We start from the raw sequence: 15,787 nt of genomic DNA on the forward strand, positions 1-15,787 counted from the left end.
GGCCGGAAATCCCTACTTTCGTCTGGCATTTTGCTCAATTTGCAAAAGACCTTGACGTTTTCGCATTTGCTTCGTTACTCCTAACACATACGGTCGCATTTCTGCCGGCCTGGCGGATCTCAGTGTGCCGTACCGAACCTGCCCGGGGAGGGGTTTTTCCGGTCATAATCTGAGGGAGTGGCATGACAATACTGTTTCTGGTCATTGCCTGCGGTCTGCTGTCTATCGTCTACGCGGTCTGGGCCACCAAGTCGGTGCTCGCTGCGGACCAGGGCAATGCACGCATGCAAGAAATCGCCGGTGCAATCCGCGAGGGCGCACAGGCCTATCTCACACGCCAATACACCACGATTGCGATAGTTGGAGTCGTTGTGTTCATCGCCGTCTGGTTCCTTTTGTCGGGTACCGCAGCAATCGGCTTTATGATCGGCGCCGTTCTGTCGGGCCTTGCCGGTTTCATCGGCATGCATGTTTCGGTTCGCGCCAATGTACGCACCGCGCAGGCGGCTTCGCGCAGTCTGGCCGCTGGCCTTGAGATCGCGTTCAAGTCTGGCGCCATCACCGGCATGCTGGTCGCGGGCCTCGCCCTGCTTGGCGTGTCCGTCTACTACTGGGTCCTGACCGGTCCATTGGGCTATTCGCCTGCCGATCGCACCGTGATCGACGCCCTCGTTTCCCTCGGATTCGGCGCTTCCCTCATCTCGATTTTTGCCCGGCTCGGCGGCGGTATTTTCACCAAGGGCGCAGATGTCGGCGGCGACCTCGTCGGCAAGGTTGAAGCCGGAATTCCCGAGGACGATCCCCGCAATCCTGCAACCATCGCGGATAATGTCGGTGACAATGTCGGCGATTGCGCCGGCATGGCTGCCGACCTGTTCGAAACCTATGCGGTGACGATTGTTGCCACCATGGTTCTCGCCGCAATCTTCTTTGCTGGGGCGCCGAACCTTGCCACCGTCATGCTCTATCCGCTGGCGATTTGCGGAGCCTGCATCATCACGTCGATCGCGGGCACTTTCTTCGTCAAGCTTGGCGCCAACAACTCCATCATGGGCGCCCTTTACAAGGGGCTCATCGTGACCGGACTCCTGTCCATCCTCGGTCTCGGCGCCGCAACGTCGATGACAGTCGGATGGGGCGAAGTCGGCACGGTAGGCGGCCAGGTGATAACGGGTACAAATCTCTTCATCTGCGGCCTCATCGGTCTCATCGTGACCGGCCTGATCGTGGTGATTACCGAATATTATACCGGCACCAACAAGCGCCCGGTGAATTCGATCGCCCAGGCCTCGATCACCGGACATGGTACCAATGTGATCCAGGGGCTGGCGATTTCACTCGAATCGACGGCGCTTCCTGCGCTGGTGATTGTTGGTGGCATCATCTCGACCTACCAGCTTGCGGGGCTCTTCGGTACCGGCATTGCAGTTACTGCCATGCTGGGCATCGCCGGCATGATCGTTGCGCTCGATGCGTTCGGTCCGGTCACTGACAATGCCGGTGGTATTGCTGAAATGTCGGGCCTTGATCCGGAAGTCCGCAAATCGACGGACGCGCTTGACGCGGTAGGCAACACCACCAAGGCAGTGACGAAGGGCTACGCGATTGGATCTGCCGGTCTCGGTGCGCTGGTGCTGTTTGCAGCCTATGCAAACGATCTGCAGTTCTTCATCACCGAAGCCAACAAGGACGGGGCGACAGCGTTCCCCTATTTCAAGGGAATCGGTGCCGTTTCCTTCGAGCTGTCCAATCCGTATGTCGTGGCCGGCCTCATCTTCGGTGGCCTTATCCCGTACCTTTTCGGAGGCATCGCCATGACCGCCGTTGGCCGCGCGGCAGGTTCAGTTGTTGAAGAGGTGCGCCGGCAGTTCCGCGAAAAGCCGGGCATCATGCTTGGCACGGAACGACCGGATTATGCGCGGGCAGTGGACATCCTCACCCGTGCGGCGATCAAGGAAATGGTCGTTCCATCGCTGTTGCCGGTTCTGGCGCCCATCGTGGTGTATTTCGGTGTTCTTGTCATATCCGGATCCAAGGCATCGGCCTTCGCGGCGCTTGGCGCTTCATTGCTGGGCGTCATCATCAACGGCATCTTCGTTGCCATCTCGATGACGTCGGGCGGCGGCGCCTGGGACAACGCCAAGAAGTCCTTCGAGGATGGCTTTGTCGGCAAGGATGGAACGCGGCACCTCAAGGGGTCGGATGCACACAAGGCATCGGTCACCGGTGACACGGTCGGCGATCCCTACAAGGATACGGCAGGACCCGCTGTCAATCCGGCGATCAAGATCACGAACATCGTGGCCTTGCTCCTGCTCGCCGTGCTTGCACACTGACTGCAATCACCCTTGCATTGAAAAACCCACGAAACGCGTTTCGTGGGTTTTTTGCTTGGCAGAATAAGGAAGCTGCTTAAGCGGGCGGGCCACCCGCACCCAGCGTTGGCGGCTTGCCGACACCTTGCAGCAACTGACCAAGGAAGGAGAGATCCTTGCCGCCTGTCGGCGTGGTGCGCGAGATGAAGTCGAAGACCTTTCCATCCTGCAAACCGTAGTTGGAAATACTAGCGACCTTGCCGTCCTTGTCGAAGTACACGGCCAGAATTCGCCGCTCCGTCACCCTCGGATTCATGAACGCGACGGTGCGGTGGCGCTTTTGCGAAATATAATAGAAGACTTCATTGTCGAAGGTTGCCGTCGTCGAAGGGCTGCCAAGCGACAGCATGACCTGTTCGCGGCTGGAGCCCACAGGAACGAACTCGAGCGCCTTCTCGTCAAGCACATAGCCCTGGGTCAAGGTCTCGGATGGATTGAGATTGGCGGTGTTACAGCCGGCAAGTCCTGCGGCCAAAAGAAGGGTCCCGGCCAGAAGTAAATCCCGTGAACGATCGGTCTTGAAAATCCGCTGCAGCAACGACATCTCCATTTCAAATTGGGCGCAAGTCTTTCCCCGCCCGCAGAACTTCGGTAAACCACCTTGAAGTCCGATGCAACACGCCACTCGTGCTGTATGGAAGACTCAAGTTAAGGCACAACTCTATGATTCTCAGTCTATTTAGCCGCAAGGCCAAGGCAAATGAGGCGATTACAACTGCCCTCTACGATGCGATCGTGGCAGCGGCGCGGCAACCGTTCTTTTATTCTGACCTCGATGTACCGGATTCGCCATTGGGTCGCTATGAAATGCTTTCCCTGCATGTGTTTCTGTTCATTCGCCGCATCAAGGGGCGCACCCCGGCGTTGAAGTCGATTGGCCAAGAGGTTACCGATGAGTTCTTCCTGGACGTCGACCATTCGCTGCGTGAGCTCGGCATCGGCGATTCCGGCGTTCCAAAGCGCATGAAGAAGCTGGCGCGCATGTTCTACGGGCGCATCGAATCCTATGACAAGGCTCTGGATGAGAATGATTATACCGGGCTGGTTGCCGCGCTCGCCCGCAATATACGGCCCGACAATCAGGAGTGGCAGGGTGCCCAATCGCTTGGCAAGTACGTCCTCCTGGTGACGCGGCACCTTGAAGACCAGACAGATGATATGATTTCGGGTGGTAAGGTAACATTTCCTGATGCCGGATCTGCATTGGAGGAGGCGTGATGACAAATAACGTGGATGGAGCGCTGAGCTTTCCCCTTTCGGTGCAAAGGCTCCCGCAAAAGGGTCTCAACGTGAAGATCGAGGCAAATGCCCGCGAACGCGAGGCGTTGCGCGACCTTCACGAGTTGCAGGATGTGAAATCCTTCAAGGCCGACCTGCAGATCGTGCCCTGGAAGAAGGACGGCGTTCGTGTTCGCGGCGAGGTCCATGCCGATATCGTCCAATCGTGCATCGTGACGCTGGAGCCTATAGACGCAAGGGTCGACGCCGAAATTGACACGATTTTCGTTCCGGAGAATTCCCGCCTTGCGCGTCCGCCGCTTGATGAGAACGGCGAAATGGTCATCAGCGCGGACGGTCCTGACATACCGGAGACATTTTCCGGAGATATGCTGGATGCCGGTGCCATCGCCGAGGAGTTTTTCGAACTCGCAATCAATCCGTATCCGCGCAAGGAGGGCATTGAGGATGCCCCGCCCGTCGTCGTGCATTACGGGGATGACGATGCCGAGAAGCCGGAAAACCCGTTCGCAGCTTTGAAAGATTGGAAACAGAAGACTTGATCCTTGAGACTTCCTGGGACTAGATGCTGGAGGGGGCGGTTCTCAAGACAATTCGGTTCGACTTGCGGTCAGCTGGCAGAAATATGTTGTACGCTCGTACAAAATGACTATTTTCGCCGAGTCTTTTCAACGTACCCCCGCTTGCAGGCACTGACCAGGACAGGACAATCGAGAGTGATCAGAATTTCCATTGATGCCATGGGCGGTGATTTCGGTCCTGAGATCGTCATCCCGGGCATGGCAACGGCGCTGGAGCGCCATCCTGACATCAGGTTTGTGATTTTCGGGCGAGAAGAACAGGTCAAGCCTGTGCTGGCCCACTACAAGGCTCTGGCCGACGCCTCGACATTCCATCATTGCGACGTGGCGGTGCGTATGGACGAGAAGCCCAGCCAGGCGCTGCGCAACGGCCGATGGAAATCGTCCATGTGGCGCGCCATCGAAGCCGTGAAGACCGGCGAAGCCGATGCCTGCGTCTCTGCAGGCAACACGGGCGCGCTCATGGCGATGTCGAAATTTTGCCTGCGCACGATGGCAAATGTCGAACGGCCTGCCATTGCCGGCATCTGGCCGACATTGCGGGGCGAGAGCATCGTCCTCGATATCGGGGCCAATATCGGTGCCGACGCCCAGCAGCTCGTTGATTATGCCGTGATGGGCGCTGCCATGGCGCGTTCACTTTTTGAGATTGAGCGGCCCACCATCGGCTTGCTCAATGTTGGCGTCGAGGAAATCAAGGGACAGGATGACGTCAAAGATGCCGCCCGTATCCTGCGCGAAATTCCATTGCCGAGCTTGGAATATTTCGGTTTCGTCGAAGGAAACGACATCGGCAAGGGCACGGTCGACGTCGTCGTGACTGAAGGTTTTGCCGGCAATATCGCGCTCAAGGCCGCCGAAGGCACCGCAAAGCAGTTCGCACAATATCTGCGTGAAGCGATGGGCCGCACCTTGATGGCCAAGATAGGGTATATCTTTGCCAAGGGGGCCTTTGATCGCCTGCGCGAAAAGATGGATCCCCGCAAGACCAATGGCGGCGTCTTTCTCGGCTTGAACGGTGTTGTCATCAAAAGCCACGGCGGCACCGACGCTTTGGGCTTTGCCTCTGCGATCGATGTGGGCTACGACATGGCCCACAACAAGCTTCTGGACAAGATCGCAGCCGATCTGACCCATTTTCACAAAAGCCCTGTCGGCGCGGCTTTCCAAGGTGAATCCGAGAGCGACGCAGAAGCCGAAACAGAACAACAGGAAAAGTAGAGTTTTAGATGATCCGGTCCGTTGTAAAAGGTATAGGCGCAGCCAAGCCGGCGCGCCTTGTAAAGAACGCCGAACTTGAAGGTGTGGTTGAAACATCGGATGAATGGATCGTTCAGCGGACGGGTATCCGGCAGCGCTACATTGCCGGCGAGGGCGAGACCACGGCTTCACTCGGTGAGGCGGCGGCGCGGGCCGCACTCGACAATGCAGGCCTGACACCGGACGATATCGATCTCATCATTCTGGCGACATCCACGCCGGACAACACGTTTCCTGCCTCGGCCGTTGATATCCAGGCGCGCCTTGGCATGACCCATGGTTTCGCGTTCGACATGCAGGCCGTCTGTTCAGGCTTCGTCTATGCGGTAACCACTGCTGACCTCTACATACGGGGCGGCATGGCCAAGCGTGTGCTCGTGATCGGCGCGGAAACGTTCTCGCGTATCCTTGACTGGAAGGACCGCACGACTTGCGTGCTCTTCGGCGATGGCGCGGGTGCATTGATCCTGGAAGCCAGCGAAGGACGCGGCCTTACCTCCGATCGCGGCGTGCTGACGGCCAATCTGCGCTCGGACGGATCGCACAAACAGAAGTTGTACGTAGACGGTGGACCATCCTCAACGCAGACTGTCGGGCATCTGCGCATGGAAGGCCGTGAGGTGTTCAAGCACGCCGTTGGCATGATCACCGACGTCATCGAAGCCTCATTTTCCGAGGCTGGAATTACAGCCGAAGATATCGATTGGTTCGTCCCCCACCAGGCCAACAAGCGCATCATCGACGCCTCTGCGAAGAAGCTCAACCTCGCCGAAGAAAAGGTCGTTATTACGGTTGACCAACATGGAAATACATCAGCCGCTTCAGTACCCTTAGCTCTCGCAACCGCAGTAGCGGACGGTCGGATCAAACAAGGTGATTTGGTGCTTCTCGAAGCCATGGGTGGGGGCTTTACGTGGGGTGCAGTTCTGCTACGTTGGTAGGTAGTCGGTTGGGCCGGCAGATTGGTTCACGAACTTTTCAACTTGCTTGCCCGATCGGTTTTCATTCTGTAACTTCCGCTTCACCTGCTAGTTTTGCAACAACGAGAGCTTTGAGATCGTATGGGGGGTAAGACCATTACGCGCGCTGATCTGGCTGAGGCAGTCTATCGTAAGGTAGGGCTTTCACGAACGGAGTCAGCTTCACTCGTCGAGACGATTCTCGATGAAGTGTGTGATGCAATTGTTCGTGGCGAGACAGTCAAACTTTCATCATTCGCCACGTTCCAGGTGAGGGACAAGAACGAGCGGATCGGTCGAAATCCGAAGACGGGGGAAGAAGTGCCGATTCTTCCGCGTCGCGTCATGACATTCAAGGCGTCCAACGTGCTTAAGCAGCGCATTCTGCGTTCGCACCAGACGCGCAAGAAGAAATCTGCGTAGCGCAAAGGCGGATTGGCGTCTTTGTCAGCTGAACAAGCGAGATTACTGGGGGTAGTCTCGCGCTACGCTTGAAAAATTTCCTATAAACCGCTGAAATAGACGTCGAATCAGAATTTCTCCTGAAAGGGCGAAATCATGGACAAGAGTCCCGACGCATTTAGAACCATCAGCGAAGTCGCAGAAGACCTTGATCTGCCTCAGCATGTCCTGCGATTCTGGGAGACCCGGTTCACTCACATCAAGCCGATGAAGCGCGGCGGCGGTCGGCGGTATTATCGCCCGCTCGATGTCGATCTCCTCAAAGGCATTCGTCATCTGCTTTACGACCAGGGCTATACGATCAAGGGTGTACAGCGCCTTCTTCGCGAAAACGGCACGCAATTCATCATAGCACTGGGCAGCGGCGATACCGCCGCGGCTGAAGCCATCAGCCAGCAGAAGCAGGCGACAGCGCGCCAGGAAGAGGCGCTCGCGGCCGAGCAAAGCCGCGCTGAGGCCGATGAGGAAGCGGCAGTCATGGGGACACCGAGGTCTGCGCCGCAGGGCAGGCGGCTTTTCGGCCTGATCAAGGGCGACGACGAAGGGCCGGTTGCTGCCGACGGCAAGCGGCTCTCGAAGGACAATCGGGCCCTGTTGCAGGAGACGCTGTTCGACCTTCTGGAATGCAAGCGCCTGCTTGATCAGGTGCGTTGAAAGAAAAAGCCCAGCTTTCACGCAAATGAAAGCTGGGACTTAGGGGTTGGCTGTGGGGTTCAGCCTAACTGGTTGGGGACCAGTATACCTACAATGCTACCACTGAAGAAAGGTTCCAACAAATATAGAATTTTTTTGCGGAGCCGGCGTGGGAGGTATGGCCGCCACCCGTCCGCTTGAAACTTTGCCCCAATGAGCTATAGCAGTGAGATGCAGGACAGAGTTGCCACGATGAGCGGCTGGTCGAAGATCGAGAAGCTGAGACGTGTGCTCAATCGCGTCAAGACCGGTCGCGACAGACTGTCGTTGTGGTTGCAGGGCGCCTTCTTCTTCATCGACATAGCTATCCTTGCCTTTTTCATCATGGGGCCGTATCTGCGGTCGGGCCCATCCTATCTGATCGTCGACTACCTGATCGCGATCTGGATAGGCTTCGAACTGATGGCCGGCGTGATGCTGGCAAAAAGCTTCAAATCCTGGATCCTCCGCCCGATGACCTGGGTGGATCTCTTTATCCTCGCCACGCTGCTCTTTCCGGATCTGCTGTTCAATTTCGCCTTCCTGCGCGCCATGCGGATCTGGGCGATCGGGCAGAGTACCTTCCTGAAGGAGGTGCTGCGCTTCTGCAGCTGCGTTCACTACATCGACGTCGTACGCGCAGTCATCAACCTCATTGTCTTCCTGTTTATCGTGACCGGCTTTGTCTACACGAGCTTCTTCTACAAGCTCGACGGCGGCGAGGGCTTTGTGGATGCCCTCTATTTCACCGTTGCCACGGTCACCACAACGGGTTTTGGCGACATCACGCTTCCCGGCACCCTCGGCAAGCTCACCTCGGTCGTGACCATGATTGTCGGGATATCGCTTTTCGTGCGCCTCGCCCAGGCTGTGGTCCGGCCGCACAAGGTGACCTTTCCATGTCCTGAATGCGGATTGCAAAGGCACGAGGCCGACGCCGTCCATTGCAAGGCTTGCGGCCATCTTCTCAATATCCCCGACGAGGGAACGTGACAGGCCTGGCCTGAGTACTACAGGCGCATTTGTGTTCAGAATTCTCTTTTTGCCGATTTTGCCCTTGCACAAAAAACCTGACTAATTTAGGGGTTTCCCCGGTATAGCGCAGCCCTTGGATCATCCCAGGCTTGTTATATGCAAGCGAACCTTTTGAGCTTGTTGCAGAAGATGTCGGAGTGTAGCGCAGCCCGGTAGCGCACTTGACTGGGGGTCAAGGGGTCGTCGGTTCGAATCCGGCCACTCCGACCATTTTCTGATAACAATTCAATGTTTTAAAAATGCACCCCTCCGGGGGATCTGCTTGTTATGCGGTCCGGGTAACGGTTGGGGTAACGAAAAACCCTCATAGCTGTGAATCGTTTGCTAATCTCGACTTTGATTGCGTCGCCACCTGGGCCTTGATGTTCTTGCACGACCCCATACTTCTTGGCTCATGTGAGCCATGATCCATTTGCGTATTTCGACCCTGAGTTTGGACCGCTGGATGACATCGGTATTGATTTGCACATCGCCATCTTCGTTGGCGTAGGTGTCGTTCGAACCGTCGTCGGCAATGTCGATGATTTCTTCCGCCATGGCATCTGCGCGAGCTTGGCAGGCGCGCGTGTATTGGCTGGCAAATTCAGGAAATCTTCTGAGCCACGAGAAAACGCTGTTCTGTGATGGCATGTTCTCCCGTCGGCAAATTGAGCGGAGACTAGCGCCGCCTGATATCTCCTCACAAACGAGCGCCGCGAACTCTTCGTTGTATCCAGAAGCCCTACCAACCTTTTTCACGGCACTCATCTATATCTCCTGTGCATCGCGTGAGTTACCAATCCATATTCATTGGGCGCCGATAGACTGTTCGGAAGATTTTGGACGCTTGCCCCGTTGCAACGGAAAACTTGTCGAGCCGAGCGACCATCCTCGTTGGCCATTACGTGAAGATCAAGGAGTCTATCGCAAATCACGTCAATCAGCTGTCGAGTAGTGTGGTCCATTGGATAGTACTCCCAGAAGGAGGGTCCGACCTCCTCACTCAACACAATCTGGGTCGGAACCGTGCGCCGGTATCTATGCAAATGGATCGTGCACTTGTAGACTTGGAGTTAGCGCTTTAATGGCATCGAAGCGACTGTTTCCGGCACGCAGGCAGGACCAGTCCTCGCTTAGTGGGTTTGAATTCGCCGTTACTGAGATTATGCACTTCACAAAGCCAGTCCCGCAGGAAGGCTACCCCCTGTTCATATGAGCAGCAAACGGATTCAAAAGAATCCGACGCTTGGGAGTGGAGCATCATTCAGTTCCAAATTGCCGATTGCCAACGCCTTATAGTGGCCAGGGTTGTGGGCCGAAACTGTTCTTGCATTGCGCCAGTGACGGTCGAGATTATGCGATCGTTGGGTCGATGAGGCGCCGCCGACATCGAAAAGTGACGTCGCGGCCTGCAGAGTAAGAGCATCGACGAGGATCTTCGCCTTGACGGCCTGCAAGGAGCCTTCGTGAGCTACTTCCCTTGCCGGCTCCCCGTTTTCCCGTGCGGCAAGAATAGCATCTTGCGCGTCGGCCGCAGCCAACACGACAGACTGTGATGCAAACGCATGGGCCGAGATATCGCCGATGATTTTGAGAAGCAGCGGGTCCTCCCGGGGCAATTCGGCAGGGGCATGATAGAATGCCTTTTTCGAACGCTGCCGAATTAGCGCCTTCGCATCACGCAGCACTGCGTACAATATACCGGCATTAATTGCGGTAAGGAAAAGCTGTGGCAGGGTGCTTGCATAAGGTAAATTGTAGGCAGTGCCCTCCGCATCCAAAATCACTTCGGCGGCTTCCACCCGTACATCTTCAAAACGGGTCGTTCCTGTGCCCGTCAGGCGCTGCCCTGCTGCATCCCAGTCGTCTACGAGCGTTATGCCCTCGCGCTCCGTTGGAATGATGACCGTCACCTGCCTTTCATCCTGATCCTTTGCCCGCACGATAATGAAATCGGAGTAAAGGCTGCCGGTGCTATAGAACTTCACGCCATTTAAAAGGTAGCCGCCATTTTTCGGCGCAAGCCTTGTGACACTATCATCACCAGTCTGGGCTTTGGCGCGTTCGGCGTTAGCAAGACCGAATATCGCCCCTTCAGCCACTTTATGCTGCCAGAACGCTTGCTGATCGCTATTGGGTCGCTGTGCGAACCGCTCTACAAATACGAAGTGATTTCGCAGGATATGTGCGATGTTGGAGTCAGCTTCTGCAAGCCTGATTACCATGCTGAACAGATCGCGCATCGAAGCGCCCGCGCCACCAACATGCACCGGCAACCGGTACGCCCCGAAACGGGCCTCACGAATGCGTCCGATTTCGGCGAAAGGCAGGATACGCTCGCGGTCACGGGCGGCAGAACCAACCGCAATCTGGTCGAAAAGTGCCTGGAGTTCCGAGGTGCTGGCAAAATTGGTTTTCAACGTTGTGGGAATCGCGACAGATGAGGTCATGTAGGCAGCTTTCAGGTGAACGAGAAATTCTAGATGGGTGGAATCGCGGTTTCAGTGACGCAAACCGGCTTGTTTCATAAGCGGCAGGATGCGCTCTTCGAAGAAGCTGAAGTCGGTATCCCAATCGTGAAATCCGATCTGAATCCCATCGATACCTGCCTTTTTTAATCCGATGAGTTGCTCCACGACCTTCTCTGGCGTGCCGACCACTTCAACATTGCCGCCAAGCTTCCGGCCCTGGTTGACAGACTTGTCCTTGCGCACTCGCCAGGCATGAGCATCACTGGCGAATTCCACACGCGGCGAGTGGCTCGCCGTTATGGCATTGGCGTAGGCTTCTGTCTCTTTTTCCGTGTCTCGGCTGACGATGACAGGATTGATAAGAACCTTCAGGCTGCGATTGAAGCCCGCGGCGGCGTTCTTGATGCGCGCAGTATGGGATGGCAGCGTGGCCAGAGCGTTTTCTATTACTGCGCCACCCGGACTCGTGACGAAGACGAAATCCGAATGGCGCGCAGCAAATGCAATGCCAGCGTCAGACCCTGTCGCGGTCACAAGAATAGGACGGGCGTAGCTAGGCTTCGGCGTGACGAACGCTTCGCGCAGTTCCCAAGATGAAACTCCTTTGAAGGTGAAGTTTTCATCTTCTGACCAAAGTCTCTCCAATACGCTGAAAAGTTCGTCGGCCAGTTCGTAGCGTCGGTCATGTTCTATCTGAGACCAACCGAACATTTCGTGTTCAACGGCCCGGTGCCCAGTAAGAATGTTGATGCCCCAGCGCCCGCGGGAAATATGGTCGAGCGTCGCACCGAACTTGGCCAGATGGAGCGGGTGCCATGGTCCGTACAGAACGTGGATGGAAGAGATGAGAAGTATCTTGCTTGTAAGCGGTGCCATGGCCGCGAGTGTGGTGAAAGCGTCCAGCGAGGTCCCGATCGCTCCCTTTGGCAGCCATTGCATGCGACTGAAGGCGAGGTCGAACCCAGTCGCTTCGGCTCTCTGAACCAGCTTCGCATTGGCATCGAACGTCCAGCCATCCTCGCCCCCACCAGCTATCGTGCTGCGTTGATAGAGATCGAGAAACAGGCCCATGATCAGCGGTTGTTCAGCGACCTTCGACAAGGGACTGTCAGGAAAATCAAACGGTGAGAGATGACGCCTCTGCGCGTCCGATTTTTTTTCGTCATCATGCCCGAAAGTCGCTGCTGAGCTCCCGGTTTTGGGCTGAGAAGGGAAGGTTTGATCGGTCTCTGTGGTCATCATTAGTTGGCTACTTTCAGAATGGAGCGGACAGATGTTGCGGTTACGCTGGAAAAACGAGGAATTCATTCTATTCAGAGGGGGCAGCTCGAAACGCACACGCTAAACTGCTGCTTTTGCTCATTTATCTTATTGTCTACCAATCCAGTAGACAATAAGAATCTTTCCATTGAACCCATCGAAGGAAGCGCAAATGACCATAAATCGGCGGAATTTATTGCTCTCCACATTGGCAGGTGTCGGTCTTTCTGCCGTACCCGGTCTCACAATTTCACGTGCTGCGGACGGTAAGACAGGCGGCGTGCTGGTAGTGTCCAATTCCGTGGAGCCTGTGCACCTCGTAGGCGCTTTCACCACTCAAGCCGGACCGCCTACGTCCAAAATATTTGATGGTCTGATCAAGGTGGGTCTGGACGGTAGACCAGCTCCGGCGCTCGCAGAAGCCTGGGAGGTCAGCGGTGACGGCAAGACCATCACTTTTCATTTGCGCAAGGGTGTAAAGTTCCATGATGGAACACCCCTGACGCCGGACGATGTCGCCTTTTCCCTTGATGTATGGAAAAAATACCATGCCCGTGGTCGTGGTGCTTTTGCCAATGTCACGGGGACCCACTCACCTGATGATCATACCATCATCTTTGATTTGTCGGTCCCTTCGCCAGTCGTCTTGCTTGGGCTAGTGGCGAATGAATCGCCGGTTCTGGCGCGCCATACATATCCCGCAGAGGGGGATCTGGCAGTGGCGGAGCGCAACAACAGCCCGATCGGCACCGGACCGTTCCGTTTTGTTGAATGGGAGCGCGGCAGCCATATCGCATTAGAGAAAAACCAGGATTACTGGGATGCCGGTCATCCACTCGTGGATCAGTTGATTATTCGCACGCTGCCCGATCCAGCAACAACCAGCGCGGCGATAGAGGCAGGAACCGTACAGGTGTCGAGTTTCGTTCCCCTCAGTAATATTGTGCGGCTGCAAAAAAATGCAGACATTCAGGTGATCGACGATCCGCGTGGTTCGCTTTACGCCGTCGGCGCAGTGGTGTTCGAGTTCAATCTGGACCGTGAGCGCTTTAGAGACCGTGCTTTGCGCACAGCATTCGCTCACTCTATCGATCGCGATTTCATTCAGAAGAACCTTTACTACGGATTCGCCACCCCGACCGAAAGCCCGATACCACCGGGCCTGCCGGAATGGCACAATGCCGACGTTCCGAAATACATCTTTGACTTGGAGAAGGCAGAGAACATTCTGGAAGAGGCAGGTTACAAGCGCAATAGCGAAGGTGTCCGCCTCAAGCTGTTCAATGACTACGCCGCCAATAATGCTACACATCTTCTGGTCGCGCAGTTTATTCGCAGCACCCTTGCCAAGATCGGCGTCGATCTGGAGATCCGCAATCAAGATTTCGGTCAATTTGTCAATCGTGCCTATACGAAGCGCGACTTCGACACGATCATCTATCATGCAACTGTCGGTCCTGACCCCGCAATCGGTGCGCAGCGCTTCTACTGGTCAAAGAATTTCAAGCCGGGCGTGGCATTTTCCAATGCGGCCAATTATTCCAACCCAGAAGTCGATCGCTTGTTGGAAGCAGCGGGGGCGGAGATCGATCCCGCCAGGCGCAGGCAATACTACAACGAGTTTCAGCGTATCGTGCAAGAAGATATTGTCCGCATTCCGGTGATCTCACCGCGATATCCCCTTGTAGCGCGGGCGAACCTAAGCAACGTGATCGAAGATGCTGCGGGCGGCAGCGGTTCTAACTCACAGACCCACTTTAACTGACAGCGAGGGCGGCCCGCCATTTGCGGGACCGCGTCCTTGACACCGGAGACTTCCATGGCTCACACGCTCTCAACCGTACATGCTGTTCCCGATGCGGGACCATTCACCGAAATCAGTGTTCTGGACGTTAAGGTTGCTTTGACCGATGGAAAGGAACTTGCATTATTCGATCTGCGTGAAGAGGCCGATTACGCAACAGGCCATATTCTCTATGCAGTCCATCTGCCATTCTCGAAATTGGAATTGCTGGCTTTCAACCTGATACCACGCCTCGATACCCGCATCATACTTACCGACGACAACGAGGGACTGGCCGAAGCGGCGGCACAAATATTGCGGTCAGCAGGGTATAGCGATATTCGGCTCCTGCAAGGTCGCAATCAGGCGTGGAACGAGGCGGGCTATTCTCTCTACACTGGACGCAATGTGCCCAGTATCGGCTTCTTCGAAGTGGTGGAACACGCTCAAAACACGCCGAACATCACTGCCACGGATTTGAAGTCTCGAATTGACAATGGCGAAGATGTCGTGGTCCTCGACACCCGTCCACGCGAGGAATTCGAGGCGTTCCACATTCCCGGAGCAATAAATGCGCCCGGTTCTGAAATATTGCATCGGATTGGCTCGCTCCAACTGAAGCCGGAGACGCTGGTGGTGGCCAATTGCGCCGGGCGCACTCGCTCTATTCTTGGAGCACAGTCGCTCATCAACGCGGGGATATCCAACCCTGTGGCATCTTTGACAGGCGGGACGATGGAGTGGCTGATTGCAGGTTACAACCTTGAACATGGTCCTGCCGCCACCGCCGGCTTTGCGGAAGGTAATCAGCTGACAGCCACCCGCGAGCTTGCCCGCAAGCTGGCAGATCGAACCGGCGTAAAAACGATCAATAATGCGACACTGGATCGCTTTAAGGTGGAGAGGGACAGGTCGCTTTTCCTCTTCGATGTCCGGTCGCCAGAGGAATATCGCGTTGGTCACGCCAGCGGGTTCCGACATGCAGCAGGCGGTCAGCTTGCCAGCGGCACCGAGCGCTTTGTGGGTGTTCGGGGTGCGCGGATCGTGGTCTATGATCCGGAGGGTGTGCGGGATCGACTGACGGCGTCCTGGCTGGTGCAGCAGGGCGGATACGAGGTTTATGTACTGGATGGCCCACTGCGGGCTGACCAGGAAAGTGGGCCGGAAGCGCAGCGAATTATCGCCGGACAGCACCCTGCCGCACCTTATTTGTTGCCACAGACGTTGAATGAGCGCCTGAGCAACGATGAGGCCGTCGTTTTCGATCTGTCAAGCTCAAACCAATATCGCAAAGGGCATATACCATCGGCGCGCTATATCCGCCGTCCCGAATTGGAGGCTGCTGTCTTGGCAGTTGCTGGGGTATCGGTTCTTACATCGGAAGATGGCGTTCTGGCGCAGATTAGAGCAGCCGAACTGCGGGCAATAACTGGTAAGGACGTTCGTGCCGTGCTTGGCGGCACTAATGCTTGGAAGGTGGCTGAACTGCCCTTGGAAAAAGGTGGCCTTGATCCTGAAGCGGGCGCCGATCTACCGGATCGCTATGCGCTGGAACCGGAAAGGCGCAACGCTCTTTTCCGAGATTATTTGGACTGGGAAGTGGGGCTCGTTGCGCGCCTTACCAATGATCCGGACGCGCTGGCGACGATCCGGCTGCACTCATTTGACTAATGAAAAAAGCCCTGCGCCCGCTTTTTGAGCGGGCGCAGCT

The 15,787-nt window shown here is 56.1% G+C and carries 14 protein-coding genes and 1 tRNA gene; 11 read left to right on the forward strand and 4 right to left on the reverse strand.

What is annotated here, in order from left to right; genetic code table 11:
• Positions 1-182 precede the first annotated feature (182 nt).
• A complete protein-coding gene (locus K9U38_RS10840; RefSeq protein WP_224494332.1) occupies positions 183-2,336 on the forward strand; it encodes a sodium-translocating pyrophosphatase in 2,154 nt (717 codons plus the stop codon).
• A 76-nt stretch (positions 2,337-2,412) separates the two neighbouring features.
• On the opposite strand, the gene K9U38_RS10845 is transcribed toward K9U38_RS10840, so the two are convergent.
• Positions 2,413-2,913 (reverse strand): outer membrane protein assembly factor BamE, encoded by a 501-nt coding sequence (locus K9U38_RS10845; RefSeq protein ID WP_224494333.1) that lies wholly within the window; start codon positions 2,911-2,913, stop codon positions 2,413-2,415.
• A 125-nt stretch (positions 2,914-3,038) separates the two neighbouring features.
• Between K9U38_RS10845 and K9U38_RS10850 the strand changes: the two genes are divergently transcribed.
• The 8 genes from K9U38_RS10850 (at position 3,039) to K9U38_RS10885 (ending at position 8,793) form a co-directional block, all read left to right on the forward strand.
• On the forward strand, positions 3,039-3,593 hold the full coding sequence (locus K9U38_RS10850) for a ubiquinol-cytochrome C chaperone family protein (protein WP_224494334.1): 555 nt from the start codon (positions 3,039-3,041) through the stop codon (positions 3,591-3,593).
• Positions 3,593-4,156, forward strand: a complete 564-nt coding sequence (locus tag K9U38_RS10855) for a YceD family protein (RefSeq protein WP_224494335.1) — start codon at positions 3,593-3,595, stop codon at positions 4,154-4,156. Before K9U38_RS10850 ends, K9U38_RS10855 begins: the two co-directional genes overlap by 1 nt.
• 174 nt (positions 4,157-4,330) lie before the next feature.
• Positions 4,331-5,416 (forward strand): phosphate acyltransferase PlsX, encoded by a 1,086-nt coding sequence (gene plsX, locus K9U38_RS10860; RefSeq protein ID WP_224494336.1) that lies wholly within the window; start codon positions 4,331-4,333, stop codon positions 5,414-5,416.
• Between the two features lie 8 nt (positions 5,417-5,424).
• The gene (locus tag K9U38_RS10865; RefSeq protein WP_224494337.1) at positions 5,425-6,396 is read left to right on the forward strand and encodes a beta-ketoacyl-ACP synthase III; all 972 of its coding nucleotides are present in this window, start codon (positions 5,425-5,427) and stop codon (positions 6,394-6,396) included.
• A 120-nt stretch (positions 6,397-6,516) separates the two neighbouring features.
• Positions 6,517-6,837, forward strand: a complete 321-nt coding sequence (locus tag K9U38_RS10870; RefSeq protein ID WP_008128366.1) for an integration host factor subunit alpha — start codon at positions 6,517-6,519, stop codon at positions 6,835-6,837.
• Positions 6,838-6,972: 135 nt separating this feature from the next.
• Entirely contained in the window at positions 6,973-7,530 is a 558-nt protein-coding gene (locus K9U38_RS10875; RefSeq protein ID WP_224494338.1) for a MerR family transcriptional regulator, read from the forward strand.
• A gap of 210 nt (positions 7,531-7,740) precedes the next feature.
• The gene (locus K9U38_RS10880) at positions 7,741-8,541 is read left to right on the forward strand and encodes a potassium channel family protein (RefSeq protein ID WP_224494339.1); all 801 of its coding nucleotides are present in this window, start codon (positions 7,741-7,743) and stop codon (positions 8,539-8,541) included.
• A 175-nt stretch (positions 8,542-8,716) separates the two neighbouring features.
• Positions 8,717-8,793, forward strand: a tRNA-Pro gene (locus K9U38_RS10885).
• 114 nt (positions 8,794-8,907) lie between these two features.
• Here the strand turns inward: K9U38_RS10885 and K9U38_RS10890 are convergent.
• The 3 genes from K9U38_RS10890 to K9U38_RS10900 form a co-directional block, all read right to left on the reverse strand.
• Entirely contained in the window at positions 8,908-9,330 is a 423-nt protein-coding gene (locus tag K9U38_RS10890; RefSeq protein ID WP_224494340.1) for a terminase small subunit-like protein, read from the reverse strand.
• A gap of 461 nt (positions 9,331-9,791) precedes the next feature.
• Positions 9,792-10,805: an acyl-CoA dehydrogenase family protein gene (locus K9U38_RS10895; RefSeq protein ID WP_224494341.1), complete on the reverse strand. Its 1,014-nt coding sequence runs from the start codon at positions 10,803-10,805 to the stop codon at positions 9,792-9,794.
• A 258-nt stretch (positions 10,806-11,063) separates the two neighbouring features.
• Positions 11,064-12,371 (reverse strand): LLM class flavin-dependent oxidoreductase, encoded by a 1,308-nt coding sequence (locus tag K9U38_RS10900; RefSeq protein WP_224494342.1) that lies wholly within the window; start codon positions 12,369-12,371, stop codon positions 11,064-11,066.
• Between the two features lie 94 nt (positions 12,372-12,465).
• Here K9U38_RS10900 and K9U38_RS10905 point away from each other — a divergent pair, with 94 nt between their 5' ends.
• Complete coding sequence (locus tag K9U38_RS10905) at positions 12,466-14,058, forward strand: ABC transporter substrate-binding protein (RefSeq protein ID WP_224494343.1); 1,593 nt, start codon at positions 12,466-12,468, stop codon at positions 14,056-14,058.
• A 54-nt stretch (positions 14,059-14,112) separates the two neighbouring features.
• Entirely contained in the window at positions 14,113-15,747 is a 1,635-nt protein-coding gene (locus K9U38_RS10910) for a rhodanese-like domain-containing protein (protein WP_224494344.1), read from the forward strand.
• The last annotated feature ends 40 nt before the right edge of the window (positions 15,748-15,787 follow it).

The sequence above is a fragment of the Phyllobacterium lublinensis genome (assembly GCF_020164435.1).
In the GTDB taxonomy this organism is placed as follows: domain Bacteria; phylum Pseudomonadota; class Alphaproteobacteria; order Rhizobiales; family Rhizobiaceae; genus Phyllobacterium; species Phyllobacterium lublinensis.

What these genes read in the sequence shown, in the direction of transcription:
- K9U38_RS10840 (WP_224494332.1), top strand. Translation starts at nt 183, where the DNA reads ATGACAATACTGTTTCTGGTCATTGCCTGCGGTCTGCTGTCTATCGTC.
- K9U38_RS10865 (WP_224494337.1), top strand. Translation starts at nt 5,425, where the DNA reads ATGATCCGGTCCGTTGTAAAAGGTATAGGCGCAGCCAAGCCGGCGCGC.
- K9U38_RS10855 (WP_224494335.1), top strand. Translation starts at nt 3,593, where the DNA reads ATGACAAATAACGTGGATGGAGCGCTGAGCTTTCCCCTTTCGGTGCAA.
- K9U38_RS10890 (WP_224494340.1), bottom strand. Translation starts at nt 9,330, where the DNA reads ATGAGTGCCGTGAAAAAGGTTGGTAGGGCTTCTGGATACAACGAAGAG.
- K9U38_RS10895 (WP_224494341.1), bottom strand. Translation starts at nt 10,805, where the DNA reads ATGCGCGATCTGTTCAGCATGGTAATCAGGCTTGCAGAAGCTGACTCC.
- K9U38_RS10905 (WP_224494343.1), top strand. Translation starts at nt 12,466, where the DNA reads ATGACCATAAATCGGCGGAATTTATTGCTCTCCACATTGGCAGGTGTC.
- K9U38_RS10880 (WP_224494339.1), top strand. Translation starts at nt 7,741, where the DNA reads ATGCAGGACAGAGTTGCCACGATGAGCGGCTGGTCGAAGATCGAGAAG.
- K9U38_RS10850 (WP_224494334.1), top strand. Translation starts at nt 3,039, where the DNA reads ATGATTCTCAGTCTATTTAGCCGCAAGGCCAAGGCAAATGAGGCGATT.
- K9U38_RS10910 (WP_224494344.1), top strand. Translation starts at nt 14,113, where the DNA reads ATGGCTCACACGCTCTCAACCGTACATGCTGTTCCCGATGCGGGACCA.
- K9U38_RS10870 (WP_008128366.1), top strand. Translation starts at nt 6,517, where the DNA reads ATGGGGGGTAAGACCATTACGCGCGCTGATCTGGCTGAGGCAGTCTAT.
- K9U38_RS10875 (WP_224494338.1), top strand. Translation starts at nt 6,973, where the DNA reads ATGGACAAGAGTCCCGACGCATTTAGAACCATCAGCGAAGTCGCAGAA.